The 13,260-nt window shown below is 69.9% G+C and carries 11 protein-coding genes; 5 read left to right on the top strand and 6 right to left on the bottom strand.

What is annotated here, in order from left to right; all coding sequences use genetic code 11:
* Positions 1-185: 185 nt before the first annotated feature.
* A complete protein-coding gene (locus tag OG407_RS02350) occupies positions 186-2,381 on the bottom strand; it encodes an MMPL family transporter (protein ID WP_405854485.1) in 2,196 nt (731 codons plus the stop codon).
* A 283-nt stretch (positions 2,382-2,664) separates the two neighbouring features.
* Between OG407_RS02350 and OG407_RS02345 the strand changes: the two genes are divergently transcribed.
* Together OG407_RS02345 and OG407_RS02340 are read left to right on the top strand one after the other, a co-directional pair.
* On the top strand, positions 2,665-3,099 hold the full coding sequence (locus OG407_RS02345) for a hypothetical protein (protein ID WP_405854483.1): 435 nt from the start codon (positions 2,665-2,667) through the stop codon (positions 3,097-3,099).
* A gap of 58 nt (positions 3,100-3,157) precedes the next feature.
* Positions 3,158-4,393 carry a 4-hydroxybenzoate 3-monooxygenase gene (locus OG407_RS02340; protein WP_405854482.1) on the top strand — a complete coding sequence of 412 codons (1,236 nt, stop codon included), beginning with the start codon at positions 3,158-3,160 and terminating at the stop codon, positions 4,391-4,393.
* Positions 4,394-4,397: 4 nt separating this feature from the next.
* Here OG407_RS02340 and OG407_RS02335 read toward each other — a convergent pair whose 3' ends face one another.
* A complete protein-coding gene (locus tag OG407_RS02335) occupies positions 4,398-5,177 on the bottom strand; it encodes an alpha/beta hydrolase (protein ID WP_405854480.1) in 780 nt (259 codons plus the stop codon).
* Between the two features lie 455 nt (positions 5,178-5,632).
* Between OG407_RS02335 and OG407_RS02330 the strand changes: the two genes are divergently transcribed.
* Complete coding sequence (locus OG407_RS02330) at positions 5,633-6,733, top strand: LLM class flavin-dependent oxidoreductase (protein WP_405854478.1); 1,101 nt, start codon at positions 5,633-5,635, stop codon at positions 6,731-6,733.
* A complete protein-coding gene (locus tag OG407_RS02325; RefSeq protein ID WP_405854476.1) occupies positions 6,730-8,130 on the top strand; it encodes an NtaA/DmoA family FMN-dependent monooxygenase in 1,401 nt (466 codons plus the stop codon). Before OG407_RS02330 ends, OG407_RS02325 begins: the two co-directional genes overlap by 4 nt.
* Before the next feature lie 185 nt (positions 8,131-8,315).
* Here the strand turns inward: OG407_RS02325 and OG407_RS02320 are convergent, their stop codons facing one another.
* From OG407_RS02320 to OG407_RS02305, 4 genes are all read right to left on the bottom strand, one after another.
* Positions 8,316-9,296 (bottom strand): ArsR/SmtB family transcription factor, encoded by a 981-nt coding sequence (locus tag OG407_RS02320; protein ID WP_405854474.1) that lies wholly within the window; start codon positions 9,294-9,296, stop codon positions 8,316-8,318.
* 208 nt (positions 9,297-9,504) lie between these two features.
* On the bottom strand, positions 9,505-10,332 hold the full coding sequence (locus OG407_RS02315) for a DUF1684 domain-containing protein (protein WP_405854472.1): 828 nt from the start codon (positions 10,330-10,332) through the stop codon (positions 9,505-9,507).
* Positions 10,333-10,788: 456 nt separating this feature from the next.
* Positions 10,789-11,226 carry a sigma factor-like helix-turn-helix DNA-binding protein gene (locus OG407_RS02310; protein ID WP_405854470.1) on the bottom strand — a complete coding sequence of 146 codons (438 nt, stop codon included), beginning with the start codon at positions 11,224-11,226 and terminating at the stop codon, positions 10,789-10,791.
* Between the two features lie 369 nt (positions 11,227-11,595).
* Positions 11,596-12,084 (bottom strand): beta-class carbonic anhydrase, encoded by a 489-nt coding sequence (locus OG407_RS02305; RefSeq protein ID WP_405854468.1) that lies wholly within the window; start codon positions 12,082-12,084, stop codon positions 11,596-11,598.
* A gap of 241 nt (positions 12,085-12,325) precedes the next feature.
* Between OG407_RS02305 and OG407_RS02300 the strand changes: the two genes are divergently transcribed.
* Positions 12,326-13,150, top strand: coding sequence for a DUF427 domain-containing protein (locus OG407_RS02300; protein WP_405854467.1), 825 nt, complete (start codon positions 12,326-12,328; stop codon positions 13,148-13,150).
* Positions 13,151-13,260: the final 110 nt, after the last annotated feature.

The following is a 13,260-nucleotide window of genomic DNA, read 5'->3' as shown; positions in this document are numbered from 1 at the left end:
TCCGGCCGCGCGCGATGCGCCTTGCGTCATCCAGGAGTTGAGGCGCGTCCGGGGACCGGGCCGCGACGCGCGCCCTCGATGCGTTCCCGGCTCTCCGGGACGACCGGCAGGAGCAGATACGTGGGTGCGGGGCCTGCCCACCGGTCGTACAGATCGGTGAACAGGCCCCGCACTATTGCTGGTTGCTAGTTGCGACGGTCCGCCTGACCGTGGCTGACCGAGTCCTGGTCCCCGGTGCCGGAGGTCGGCCCTGAGGAGTCGGCATCGGCGCTCGTGCCGCCCGGAGTTTCGTGGGAACGGTCGGCGTTGCCGGGCCACCAGGCGGCGTGGCCGATCAGGGCGGTGAGGCTCGGCGTGAAGAACATCGCCATCACGAAGGCGGCGACGGCGATGCCGAAGGAGACGGCGAACCCCATCTCCGTGAGCAGCGCGTTGCCGGCCAGCATCATCGTCGCGAAGGTCGCCGCGAGGATGAAACCGGCCGCGGCCACGGTCGGTCCCGCGTGCCGTAGCGCCATGCTCGCCGCCTCGCGTGGATCGCGGCCCTCGCGGGCCTCCTCGCGGAGCCGGGCGATCATGAGGATGTTGTAGTCCGTGCCGATGGCCACCACGAAGAGATACATGATCACCGGGAGCATGAACATCAGCCCCGGGTGTCCCTGCGCGTCCTGGAAGATCCACACGGTCGCACCGAGAGTGGCGCCGAAGCCGAGACCCACCGAGGCGATGAGGTACCACGGTGCGACCACACTGCGCAGGAGCAGGCCCAGGATCAGCATGATCAGCAGGGCGGCGACGGGGAACACGGTCCGGTAGTCGTGGTTGACCGCGCTGTTGATGTCCTTGTAGATCGAGGACATGCCGCCGACCAGCGCCTCGGTGCCGTCGGGCGCGGTGGAGTGCGCGACGTCGCGCACCCGGCCCACGGCGTCGATCGCCTTCTCCGTGGACGCCTCGTACTTCAGCGTGACGGTGAAGTCCGCCGTGGTGCCGTCCTTGTTGACCTGGCTCATCCGGGCGTTCGCCACACCGTCCACGGCCCCGAGCTTCTCCGCGTAGGCGGTGAAGGCGGACTTGTCGAGCGGCTTGCCGTCGGTGCTGGAGAGATAGACGTCGGTGGGGGCGGCGGCGCCCGCCGAGTACGCCTTCTGCATCTCGTCCTGGACGACCATCGACTCCTTGGTCTTGGGCATGGAACCCGAGGCCAGGTCGAAGGTGGCCTTGTAGCCGAGCGTGCCCAGCGACAGCGCGACGAGGACGAGCCCGGAGAGCGCGGCCGTGAGCGCGGGCCGGCGCTGCACCCCCCGGCCGAGGGCCGCGAACCGGGCGTTCTGCGGCTCCTGTTGCCAGGACTTGGAGGGCCAGAACACCTTCGGCCCGATGAGCGACACCACGGCCGGGATCAGGGTCAGGCCCGCGATCAGGGTGACGGTGACCGAGATGGCCAGCGCCGGGCCCATCTGCTTGAGGAAGCCCAGCGTGGACAGCACCAGCGCCAGGAACGCGATGATGACCGCGCCGGCGGCCGAGGCGATGGCCTCGCCGACCCGGGCGACCGCGTTGACCATGGCCTGCTTCGGTTCGTCACCCGCCCGCAGCCGTTCTCGGTACCGGAACATGAGGAACAGGAAGTAGTCCGTGCCCACGCCGAACAGCACGACGATCAGGATCGACGAGACGGAACTGTTGGCCTGGAGACCGAACAGCTTGGTGGCGTACGCGATCAGCCCGTTGGCGATGGACGCCACCACGCCGATCAGGACCAGGGGAAGGAAGGCGAGGATCGGCGCCCGGAAGATGATCAGCAGGGTCACCAGGATGATGAGGAACGTCCCGATGCCGATCAGCGCCTCGCCGCGCTTCGAGGAGTCCTGCTGGTCGAGGGCCTGCGCGGCGGAACCGCCGAGCTTCACGTCGAGGTCCGTGCCCTTGGCCAGCTGCTTGACGTCGTCGCGCAACACCTTCGCGGCGTCCGCCTGCACCGGCTGACCGGCCTTCTTGCTGTCCATCTGGACCAGGGTCATGGTGTACCTGCCGTCCTTGGACGGCTGGCCGGGGACCACCTTCTGCACCTGGTCGATGTGCTTCTTGCCCAGCTCGGTCGTGATCCGGGCGACATCCTTCTTGTCGGCGGCGGTCAGCTTGCCGCCGTCGGTGCGCTGGTACAGCGCGATCGCGGACGGAGTGAAGGCGCTGGGGAACGCCTTCACCTGCAGATCCGCCGCTTTGATGGACTCGTAACTCTTGGGCAGGAAACTGCTCTCGTCACTGTTGGAGGGCAGGCCTGGCGCGGTGGCGACAATCGCCACCGCGGCGATCAGCCAGGCCACGATGGTCCAGACGGGATGTCTGACGACCCCGGTGCCTATACGTCGAAACATGCGGGAGGTCCTCCTGGGAAGGAAGATCACCGCAGCCCGGGGAGCGGACCCCGGCATCGGCGACCCCGACCGGTCCTCACCCGTGGGGCCGGTCGAACGGTTGTCTGTAGTCTTGTCATATCGGTCACGCGTGAAGATTCATAACACACGTATTGCCGCGGCACAGGTCCGCACGAACGGGTGGTTGTCTGTGACCCGTCCTCCTCCGCCACGTTGTGCCGCTGGGCGGCACGCTCGCCGCCTTCGGAGACCGCCGGTCCGGCGGGTGCGAGGAGAGGGAATCATGGGAGCAGCGAAGTGGTCCACGGCTTTTGGAGCCGCGGGGTTGGTCCTCGTGGCCGTCACGACATCCGCCGGGACGCCGGCCGCCGCCCAGAACCAGGCGCCGCACGTGCGCCAGGCGGGGCGCGTCGTCCTCACCGGCGCGGACAACGGCCGCACGGTGCCCGCGAGTTCCGGCGGCGACGTCGAGATCCGGCTCACCCACTCCCGCGAGCGCGGATTCACCTACGCCTGGACCGCTCCGGAGTCCGGTAACTCCGCGGTGCTCGCACATGCCGCCGACGCCACCTACCCGTCCGGAGACGCCACGGCGGTCTTCCACGCGGTCTCCCGCGGCGTCGCCACCGTCAGCGCGCAACGCCGCTGCGTCCCCGACCCCGGCAGCCTCTGCCCCCTGCTCGTCGAGACCTGGAAGGTGACGATCGAGGTGAAGTGAGCCGGTGGCCGGTCGGCCGGGCCCTCGACGTCGGTAGGGTGATTCCGGAGGTGGTCAAGTGACGGACAGTGTGCGGGAGTTGAGCGAGCCGCCGGAATCCACGACCGTGGTGGTGATCGGCGCGGGCCCGGCCGGGCTGACCGTCGCGAACCTGTTGCGGCGCAGCGGCATCGACTGCGTCGTCCTGGAACGACAGACCCGCGAGTACGTGGCACAGCGCCAGCGCGCCGGCATCGTCGAGACCCGCGCCGTCCGCATGTTCGACTCCTGGGGGCTGGCCGACCGCGTCCTGGGCGGCGTCCCGCACGACGGCATCCTGGAGCTGCGCGTCGACGGCGAGACCCATCTGGTGAACGACTACGACGGCTCCGAGGGTCCTACGGCCCGCCTCTGCCCCCAGCAGATGCTGGTCCAGAAGCTCACCGCCGCGTACCTGGAGGACGGCGGCGACCTGCGCTTCGAGGCCGCGGACGTCTCCCTGCACGACCTGGCCGGCGACCACCCCACCGTCCGCTACCGCACCGCCGACGGCGGCCTCCGTACGATCACCTGCTCCTACGTCGCGGGTTGCGACGGCGATCACGGCATCAGCCGGGGCGCCGTCCCCGACGGGGCCCTCACGCCGTACGCCTTCGATCACGGCATCGGATGGCTGACGGTCATGGCCGACGCGCCGCCGCCCGCCCACCCGCTCCTGGCCGTCAGCCCGCAGGGCTTCGCCGCGCACTTCCCGCGCGGCCCGTACGCCAGCCGCTACTACCTCCAGTGCCCGCCGGACGACCGCCCCGACGCGTGGCCCGACGCCCGCGTCTGGGACGCACTGCGCACCCGGCTCGGCGACCAGGCCCTCGTCTCCGGCCCGATCACCGACCGCGAGATCTTCCGGCTCCGCAGCCTGGTCCACGACCCGATGCGGTACGGCCGCCTCTTCCTCGTCGGCGACGCGGCCCACATCGTCTCGCCGATGGGCGGCAAGGGGATGAACCTCGCTCTCTACGACGCCGATCTCTTCGCCCGAGCCGTGCGGGACGCCGTCCACGACCACGACGACACCGCCCTGCGCACCTACTCGGAGCGGTGTCTGCGCCGCGTGTGGAGCGACCAGGAGTTCTCGCACTGGATGACCCGGATGCTCCACGACGCCGGTGACGCCACCAACTCCGGTCCTTTTCACCGCAGTTTGGCCCGCGCTCAACTCGACCGGCTCTTCACGTCCGCTGCCGCGGCCGGTGCCTTCTCCGAACTCATGACGGGGATGGATTTCGGAGAAGGTGCCGGGCCGCAGCCACGTTGAGGCGTTACGACGCAGGGCCGCCGACGGTCAGGTGCCGGGCGAAGAACCGGACCGAGCTGTCCGCCTCGAACCGGGGCAGTTCCTTGTGCGAGCCCGAGTTGACGTGCAACGACTTCTCCTTCGAGGCGAAGGCGTCGAACAACGCGAGACCGGACGAGCGGGGGATGTGTTCGTCGTCCCACTGCAACGCGAACTCGATCGGAACGGTGATCCGCCGCGCCGTCTCGGCGAGCGAGTCGTCGTACCAGAAGAGGCCCAACACCGCGGCGGTGATGCGGGGTTCGGCCGCTGTCAGCGGTACCCCGATCGCGGTGCCCATGTTGAGGCCGTAGTAGCCGACGGGTCCTCCGGTGCCGATCTCCGGGAGTTCCTGGAGGGCGTCCAGGGTCGCCAGCCACTCCGGTACGGCACGCTCGGCGAGGTGGGCGTTGTAGCGGACGACGATCTCGCCGACCGGTTCGCCCGCCGCCATCTTCCTTTGCATCAGGGCGATTTCGCGCTCGTCGTGCGGCGTGCGCGGGCGGTCGCCGTGGCCGGGTGCGTCGATGGTGGCGACGTGGAAACCGCCGCCGTTCACGAGGCGCTCCGCACGGCCCGCCATGGCCGGTGCCTTGCAGTGGTTGCCGCCGCCGTGGCCCATCAGGACCAGGGGAGCGCGTACGGAGGCGGAGGCCGCCGGGGACCAGAGCGCGCCGGTGAGTTCGCCGACGGTGAAGTCGCGGACGAGGACACCGTTCGACGATGTCTCAGCGGTGAAGTGCACTGAATGTTGGGAGAGTTCCATGATGTTGCCTTTCGGGATCGCCTTGGTGTGAGGCGCTCCCGGCGACACCTATGCCGCTGGCCCAACCGTGGAAAAGAGGGGGAGCACCCACCTGGATACTGCGTTCATGGGTCTCACCTCCTCATGCGGTGTCACGGCCAACGGCAAGTTAGCAGCCCGGTCCCCGTCGCGGCCAACGCTTTTCCGTCTCGGCACCGCTGCATGCGCGTACATCTAATGTTCTTGACACCTTCCCGGGCCGACGACGTAAGTTGAGGCGATCGGTCCCGGACGGATGGAGGCCCCGATGCGCGTACGCGACGCCGCACCCCACGGTGCCGTCCCGGGCGCGTGGCTGATCATCCGGCGGCATGTCGACTACTGCCGTACCGCCTCCGCCGTCTGTCCTTCCGCACGCCCCTGACCCATGTCGGCCCCCCGGCCGGCCGTCTCGACGTGTTCTCGGAAGGAACCCCATGTCCGGCCCCGCCCTGCGGCTCGCCCTCGAAATCGACGGCGACGGCGCCCATCCCGCGGCCTGGCGCCGCGCCGCCCACTCGCCCGACCAACTGCTGAGCCCACGCCGGGTGGCCCGCGTCGCCGCCGCGGCGGAGAACGCCGGGTTCACCCTGCTCACCCTGGACGACGGCGCGCTTCCGCCCGGCGCCGGCCCCGACGTGGTCGGCCGGATCGGCGCGGTGGAGCGGGCCGCGTTCATCGCCGCGTCGACGAGCGTCGTCGGCATCGCGCCGGTCGTGCCGCTCACCTACGCCGAACCCTTCCACGTATCAAGCCAGTTGGCGTCCCTGGACCACATCTCGGTCGGGCGCGCCGGCTGGGTGGTGAGCGAGGAGACGCGGCCCGAGGCGGCCTCCGTCTGGGGCCGCCCGCTCGTCGAGGGGGCCGCGGCCCGCGCCCGCGAGTCGCGTGACGGTGTCGAGGTCGTGCGCGATCTGTGGGACTCCTGGGAGGACGACGCGGTCATCCGCTCCGTCGCCACCAGCCGCTACCTCGACCGCGACCGGCTGCACTACGTCGACTTCACCGGCGGCACCTACACGGTGAAGGGCCCGGCGATCGTGCCGCGTCCACCGCAGGGCCAACTCGTCGTGCTCGGCAGCCCCGACAGCGTCCCCGGCGATCAGCTCGACGTGGCTTTTGTCGAGGGCCACGATCTCGCCGCCGTCACCGCGAGCGCGTCCGCCACCGGAACACCGCGCACCTTCGCCGAGGTCGAGGTCGCCCTCGACACCGCGCACGCCACGGCCGAGGAACGCGTCGCCGACCTTGAGCTGCACGCGCCCTGGAGCGACCGGGGGCGCCTGCGCCACATCGGTTCCGCCGCCGGACTCGCCGCGCTGCTGGGGGAGTTGAGGGGCGTGGTGGACGGAGTGCGCCTGCACCCGCTGGTGTTGGACGAGGACCTCCCGGAACTGTCCCAGCTCGTCCTGCCCCATCTCTTCGAACGGCGTTACGCCGTACTCCCGTTGCCCGGCGCGTCCCTGCGCACCCACCTGGGCCTCGACCGGCCCGTCAACCGCTACGCCGCCGCGGCCGCCCAGGAGGACGCACGATGACCCGCACCGATCCCCTCGACGTCCCCCGTCCCGACGCCCAACTCCACCTCGGTGTCTTCTTCCAGGGCGTCAACCACTGGACCGTCTGGTCGGACCCGGCCAGCGGTTCGCAGATCGATCCCGCCAACTTCCGGCGGGTCGCGCAGACCGCCGAACGGGGCCTGTTCGACGCGTTCTTCCTGGGGGAAGGGCTGCGGCTGCGCGAGGTCGACGGCCAGATCCACGATCTCGACGTCGCCGGAAGGCCCGATGCCATCACCCAACTCGCCGCGCTGGCAGCGGTGACGGACCGGATCGGTCTGGTCAGCACGTCCAACACCACCTTCAACGAAGCCGCTGATCTCGCCCGCCGCCTGTCCGGCCTCGACCTGCTCTCCGAGGGCCGCGCCGGCTGGAACGTGGTGACCACCGACAACGCCTGGACCGGCGCCAACTTCCGCCGCGGCGGCTACCTCGACCACGCCGACCGCTACCGCCGCGCCGAGGAGTTCCTCACCGTCGCCCGCGCGATCTGGGACAGCTGGGAGGACGCGGCCGTGTCCGGCGCGGCGGACGCCACGGAGTGGGCCGCACCCGGCGCCGTACGCCAAGTCCGCCACCAGGGACCGCAGTTCGACGTCGACCTCGCACCCACCCTGCCGCGCAGCGCCCAGGGACACCCGGTCATCTTCCAGGCCGGAGACTCCGGCGAGGGCCGGGACTTTGCCGCCCGCAACGCCGACGTCATCTTCTCCGCGCATGGCAACGACTTCGACGACGCGCTCGCCTTCGCCGACGACCTACGGCGCCGGCTGCGAGCCGTCGGCCGCCCCGAGGACGACCTGCGCATCCTCCCGGGCACCGAGATCATCATCGGTGCCACGGAGGAGGAGGCCCTGGAGAAGAAGCGCTGGATCCGGCTCCAACAGGTCACCCCCGCAACCGCGTTGGGCATCGCCGGACTCCTGTGGGGCATCGACCTCTCCGGCCGCGACGCCGACGGGCCGCTGCCCAAGGAGGACCCGGTCGTCGCCGAGAACGACGGGTCCTTCGGCGCGCGGCGCATCGCCGATCCCCGTCAAGTGGTCGCCGAATGGCGGGAGAAGGCCGACGCCAATCGCTGGTCGCTGCGCGAGACCGTCATCGCGCTCGGCCCCCAGCGCGGCCACGTCGGCACCCCGGAGGGCCTGGCCGACAAGTTCGCCCACTTCGTCCGGCACGGCGCCGTCGACGGCTTCAACGTCACGCCGTACCTGATCCCCGACGGCCTCGACGACATCGTCGACCACCTCGTCCCCGCACTCCAGGAACGCGGCGTCTACCGCACCGACTACACCGGTACGACCCTCCGCGAACACCTGGACCTGCGCGAACCCCTCACCCACCGCACCGCGACGGACCGCCGCCGGGCGGGCTGACGGAACCGACGCCGCGGACGCGGTGCCCACCGTCCCCCTGTGTCCGGTGGCCACCGCGCCCGCGTCGCCCAGGCCCGGCGCCGCCGTGACTCCCACGGCGACCGTCACCAACGATGACGGTGAGGGGCACGGGGCGGCAATGAGTTCGAAGCCCTTCAAAGTCGCACCGGCGAGGTTTGACCCGGTCACCGTTCGTCAAGTAAGCGCAGGCCCAGCGGAGTCGCCGAGTGCCGCACGAACTGGCCCTCCCGGTGACTGGCGATCAGGCCTCCGTCACGCAGCACGCCGAGCTGGTAACTGGCGCTGGGCAGCGCGATGTTGGCCGCCGTCGCCACCTCGGACGTCGTACGCGCGCCATGGCTGGCCAGATCCGCCAGGACCACAGTCCGGGTACGGCCCAGCAGCCGCTCCAGCCCGTCCCTGCTCGCCCGCACGATCTCCAGGGGCTGTTTGGCGACCGGGTAGACGAGCACCGGCCCGAGCGTGGGGTCCGCGAGCGCGGTGGGCCTGCGCCAGCAGAAGTACGACGGGATGAGCAGCAGGCCGCGCCCTTCCAGGTGCAGCTCGCGGTCGACGGGATAGTCCACCTCAAGGACCGGAGCGTGCCAACGGGCGTGCGGGCGCAGCGCGTTGAGCAGTCCGGAGGTGCCGCCGTCGAGGAGCGCGCGGGACCGCAGCTCGACATCGTTGCCGACGGCGGTCTGGATGCGGGGCCAGTACGGTTCGAGCAGCGTCTTGCAGGACAGTTCCAGGGCGCGCGTCAACGTCCCCAAGGCCTTGGCGCCCGGTCTGTCGAGGGTCGACACCCAGGACGGCAGCCGACGCGTCTCGGCGAGCAGGGACAGCTCACGGGTCAGCCGGCTGCGGGAGGTGCTCCGCACCTGGTCGAGGCCTACGGCCAGACCGCCGCCCGTGACCGACGGCGTGAGGAAGTCGGGGATGTAACCCACCGGAGGAATCAGCGTCTGCAAGGGCAACAGGGCCCGCCGGGCCCGCGGGTCCTTCGCGAGCCCCTCGCGCACCGACCGGCGCCAGGGCCCGAACTCCAGCGCCCCTTGCCGGGCGTCCAACCGGCAGACACCACACACGAGTTCCCAGAGAGCGTGGGGCCGGCGGGCCACCCGGATGCTCTGCAGGTCCTGCGAGGTGAAGTGGATACGGAGCATGCGGCCTCTTTCCCGCGCGTCGTCCGCGCGCAGTGTCGGTGGGGGTTGCGGCCGCGCGAAAACCTTCGCGCCACTAATGGGGACGACTGAGGGCTGCGCATGGTTGTCGATGGGGGAAACGGATGGAGGTACCGCGTCCCGGTGAGCAGCCGGGTTCAACGAACCCGGCTGCTCACCGATGGTGCCGTGGACGCGTCCGGGGCGACGATCAGACCGTTCCTCCCCGCTCACGGGGTGTCTTCTGCCCGGCCTCGATGGACACGTGCAGCCGGTTCTCCGCCGGCGGCAGCGGGCAGGTGGCCAGGTCGGTGTAGGCGCACGGCAGGTTCGTCGCGCGGTTGAAGTCCAGGACGACCGTGCCGTCGGCGTCCGGCGGGGCGAGCGCGAGGGCCCGGTTCGCGGCGTACGTGGTCACCCCGGAGGTGGCGTCGGTGAAGAGCACCAGCAGTCCGCCCGGCCCCCGTCCGGGGAAGGCGGTCAGGGCGAGCGACTGCCCGTCCAGCTCGAACTCGACCCGGCCCGGCGCGTCGTACACGTGCTCCAGCCCCTCGACCGCCGCGCCCACGGTCGTAGGACGCGGCGTCTCGAAGGCCGTATAGCGCCCCCTGGCCACCCAGCGGGGATCCGGCGCATAGGCGGGCGTACCGGCGAAGTCGGTGCGCAGCGGCGCGTCCGGGTGCCGGGGCCGCACGATGTCGTTCCCGCCGCGCTTCGCCACCTCGATCACGGCATCACCCCAGACCGCGTTCACCCCACCCCGCTCGGGCAGCACGCCGAAGCGGTGCTCACCCCGCACCGGCGTTCCGTCCACGACGAGTTCCTCCCCTTCGTCGAGGGCTACGGCGACCCCGTCGGCGTCGGTCCACCAGGCACCCGGCGCGTCCGGGAAGCGCTGCGGCCGGGCGTCCAGCCAGTGCAGCCCGGTGATCGCCAGGAACCCGTGCGGAGCGGCGAGGCGTTCCTCCTGCCCGCGATACCACTCCAGCCAGTCCTGGGTGAAGGCCTGGAGGTCGGTCGTGGTCAGGTCAACGGTCATGGTGGTCGCTCCTTCGTCGTGCGGGGCCCGGCCTCGAAGCGGGGTCGTACCAGTGCCAACCCCGGAGGCCCGGCGGGGGATTCCGGTCCGTGTGTGACAGCTTCGTGTCACGTCGGACCAGGAGCAGACCACCGTGCGCTCCTTCGCCACCCGTACCACCGAGCGGGACACCGTCCACCCGTACGCGGGACGGCATTGTTCGATTTCGAGCCGCTAGCATTTTCTTCACGTCGAGCCATGAAATTGCATGACGGGATTTCATGGGGATTCCACCTGTGCGGTTTCGAGGCCGCGACGAAAAAGGTCGGAAAGTGCGCCCATCCTAGGAGGGCGGCACGCGGCCACACCACCGCTGGTTCGGGTGACCCGTGGCGCAGGTTGGCGAAAGGTGGCGGATCCGAGCGAACGCAAGGAGACCGCGTACGCGGGGAGGGGACAGAGGGGGCACCGGAGGGGTCAGAGATGCCTCAAGGGCGCCTCCGCACCGATGAGTTGGGGGAAGGTCCGCCGCGCGGCGGCGAGAGCCGCTTCGACCGCGGACGGTTCGACGCCCATCAACTCGGCCGCCTCGGCGAGGGGGAACCCCAGCCGGCGGCACAACACCACGCTGTCCGCGCACGCGTTGGGGAGCCGCTGGTACAGCACGGCCAGGACCGGGTCCTGCGAGGCGGCACGCTCGCCCCGCCGCTCGACCTGACGGCGGAGTTCGTCCCAGACCTCGGCCGCGGGGCAGGGCTGGCACATCAGCCACTGCCAGCGTTCGTGGGCGGACACCAGCGTGGCTTCCACGACAGCCGTGGAACGTGCGACCGAGGACAGCCGATCCCTGGCGTAGAGCGTGTAACGCGGGCGGTTCCGTTCGGCGAAGGCCGCGAAACCGAGGTCCGCGATCACGGGATCAACCGCCGATGACGGGGAGTCGATCCCGGTGCACAATCCCGCGAGCTCGGATGTGGCAAGGGAAAGGGCCACGCCCTCGACGAATCGGCTCGTCCATTTGATTGTTTCCTTGTCGGTCTGTTTCGTCCCCGGGGATGTGATTGAGCACTTTCCCGGGCGGGTCCTCCGTGGACCCGATAAGGAAACTACCGCGCAGGGCGGGGCAGTTGAGCTGTCCCCGCCCTCCATGCAAAGTCATTTTTGCGCACCAAACATCGCGGTCGGAGGTCGTCCAATTCCATCGCGGGTCGATCCCATTCGGAGGATAAAAGGGGCGCCTTATTTCCCCTTCGATCATTTTCGATCGACCCGGCCGGACGGTTCTCAGCCGACCTCGTTGAGCTTCCCGGTGGCCACGTCGAAGACGAAGCCCCTGATCCGGTCCTTGTGCACGATGGAGGGGTCGGCCTTGATGCGGGCGATCGACTGCCGTACGTCGGAGTCCAGATCGGTGAAGGCCTCCGCGGCCCAGGACGGACGGATACCGGTGTCCTCCTCGATCGCGGCCTTGAAGCCGTCGTCCGTGAAGGTCAGCATGCCGCAGTCCGTGTGGTGGATGAGGATGATCTCCTCGGTGCCCAGGAGCCGTTGGCTGATCGCGAGCGAGCGGATCTCGTCCTGCGTGACGACACCGCCCGCGTTGCGGATGACATGGGCCTCGCCCTCGTTCAGGCCGAGGATCGCGTACACGTTGAGGCGGGCGTCCATGCAGGCCACGACGGCGAGGTGCCTGGCGGGCGGAAGGGGCAGAGGGCCCTCGAAGGTCTCGGCGTAACGGGCGTTGTTGGCCAGCAGTTCATCGGTCACGGACATGGTGGACCTCGGTTCTCGTCTCGTGTGTTCTCAGCGGTGCCGTGCGGGAGTCGGGCAGGGTGCACGGCAACAGAACAGGTCGAAGACGTGGACACGACGCGAGGGCCAGAAGCCCGTCAGCGTGGTGGCGAAGGTCTGCACCCGACCAGTGAACCCTCCACCACCGCAAACTGGCAAGCAACGGCCGGCCGCACCGGTCTCCCGGCCCGCCCCGCAACCTACGGATCACGGAGGAACGCTCATGAGCACCTTCCCCACCGCACGAGACGTCAGGACCACCCCCGAAGGCCTCCTCTGGGAGCCGAGTCCCCGCTGGGTTCGCGGCCGCAAGGGCGACACCACCGTCGTGGACAGCAGGCACCCCGTCCTCGTATGGGAGCCGGCCGTACCCGTACCGACGTACGCCTTCCCCCATGACGAGGTCCGCGAGGACCTGCTCCACCCGGCGAAGAACCCGCCGACCGGCACGCACACCGGATCACGCGTCTTCTACGACGTTGAAATCGGCGGGGAGTTGGTGGAGAACGCGGCCTGGACCTACCCCGCCGACGACCTGGCCGGGTACATCGCCTTCGAGTGGTTCCGGCGGGTCGGGCGGGGCCTGGACCACTGGTACGAGGAGGAGGAAGAGATCTTCATCCACCCCCGTGACCCGCACAAGCGGGTCGACGCCATCCCCAGCAGCCGTCACGTCCGGGTCGAGATCGACGGCACGGTCGTCGCCGACACCCACCGCCCCGTCCTGCTCTTCGAGACCGGCCTGCCGACCCGGTACTACATCCCGCGCGATGACGTCCGCCTGGACCTGTTCGAGCCGACCGGCCTCAGCACCGGTTGCCCCTACAAGGGATCCGCCACGTACTGGTCGTGGCGCGGGGAGGCCGGCGTTTCCGGTGTTCTGGCGAACATCGTCTGGAGCTATCCGGAGCCGTTGCCCGCGGTCGGTGCCGTGAAGGATCTGCTCGCCTTCTACAACGAGGCCGTCGACATCTTCGTGGACGGCGAGATCGTGGAACGCCCGGTCACGCCGTTCACCGATGCGCTCCCGGGGCAGTCGTCGGACTGACGGTACCGGTGAAGTCCAGCCCTGTTGCTTCCAGTTGAGGTGAAACACCGCCAACAGGGCAGTCGACACCTTGCACATGCCTCTTCGATGGCTGTCGTGCTCCGGAACTG

This window comes from Streptomyces sp. NBC_01515, assembly GCF_045040345.1.
In the GTDB taxonomy this organism is placed as follows: Bacteria; Actinomycetota; Actinomycetes; order Streptomycetales; family Streptomycetaceae; genus Streptomyces.
This window is presented reverse-complemented; position numbering and strand designations above follow the sequence as displayed.

What these genes read in the sequence shown, in the direction of transcription:
- OG407_RS02350 (WP_405854485.1), bottom strand. Translation starts at nt 2,381, where the DNA reads ATGTTTCGACGTATAGGCACCGGGGTCGTCAGACATCCCGTCTGGACC.
- OG407_RS02345 (WP_405854483.1), top strand. Translation starts at nt 2,665, where the DNA reads ATGGGAGCAGCGAAGTGGTCCACGGCTTTTGGAGCCGCGGGGTTGGTC.
- OG407_RS02335 (WP_405854480.1), bottom strand. Translation starts at nt 5,177, where the DNA reads ATGGAACTCTCCCAACATTCAGTGCACTTCACCGCTGAGACATCGTCG.
- OG407_RS02330 (WP_405854478.1), top strand. Translation starts at nt 5,633, where the DNA reads ATGTCCGGCCCCGCCCTGCGGCTCGCCCTCGAAATCGACGGCGACGGC.
- OG407_RS02325 (WP_405854476.1), top strand. Translation starts at nt 6,730, where the DNA reads ATGACCCGCACCGATCCCCTCGACGTCCCCCGTCCCGACGCCCAACTC.
- OG407_RS02320 (WP_405854474.1), bottom strand. Translation starts at nt 9,296, where the DNA reads ATGCTCCGTATCCACTTCACCTCGCAGGACCTGCAGAGCATCCGGGTG.
- OG407_RS02315 (WP_405854472.1), bottom strand. Translation starts at nt 10,332, where the DNA reads ATGACCGTTGACCTGACCACGACCGACCTCCAGGCCTTCACCCAGGAC.
- OG407_RS02305 (WP_405854468.1), bottom strand. Translation starts at nt 12,084, where the DNA reads ATGTCCGTGACCGATGAACTGCTGGCCAACAACGCCCGTTACGCCGAG.
- OG407_RS02300 (WP_405854467.1), top strand. Translation starts at nt 12,326, where the DNA reads ATGAGCACCTTCCCCACCGCACGAGACGTCAGGACCACCCCCGAAGGC.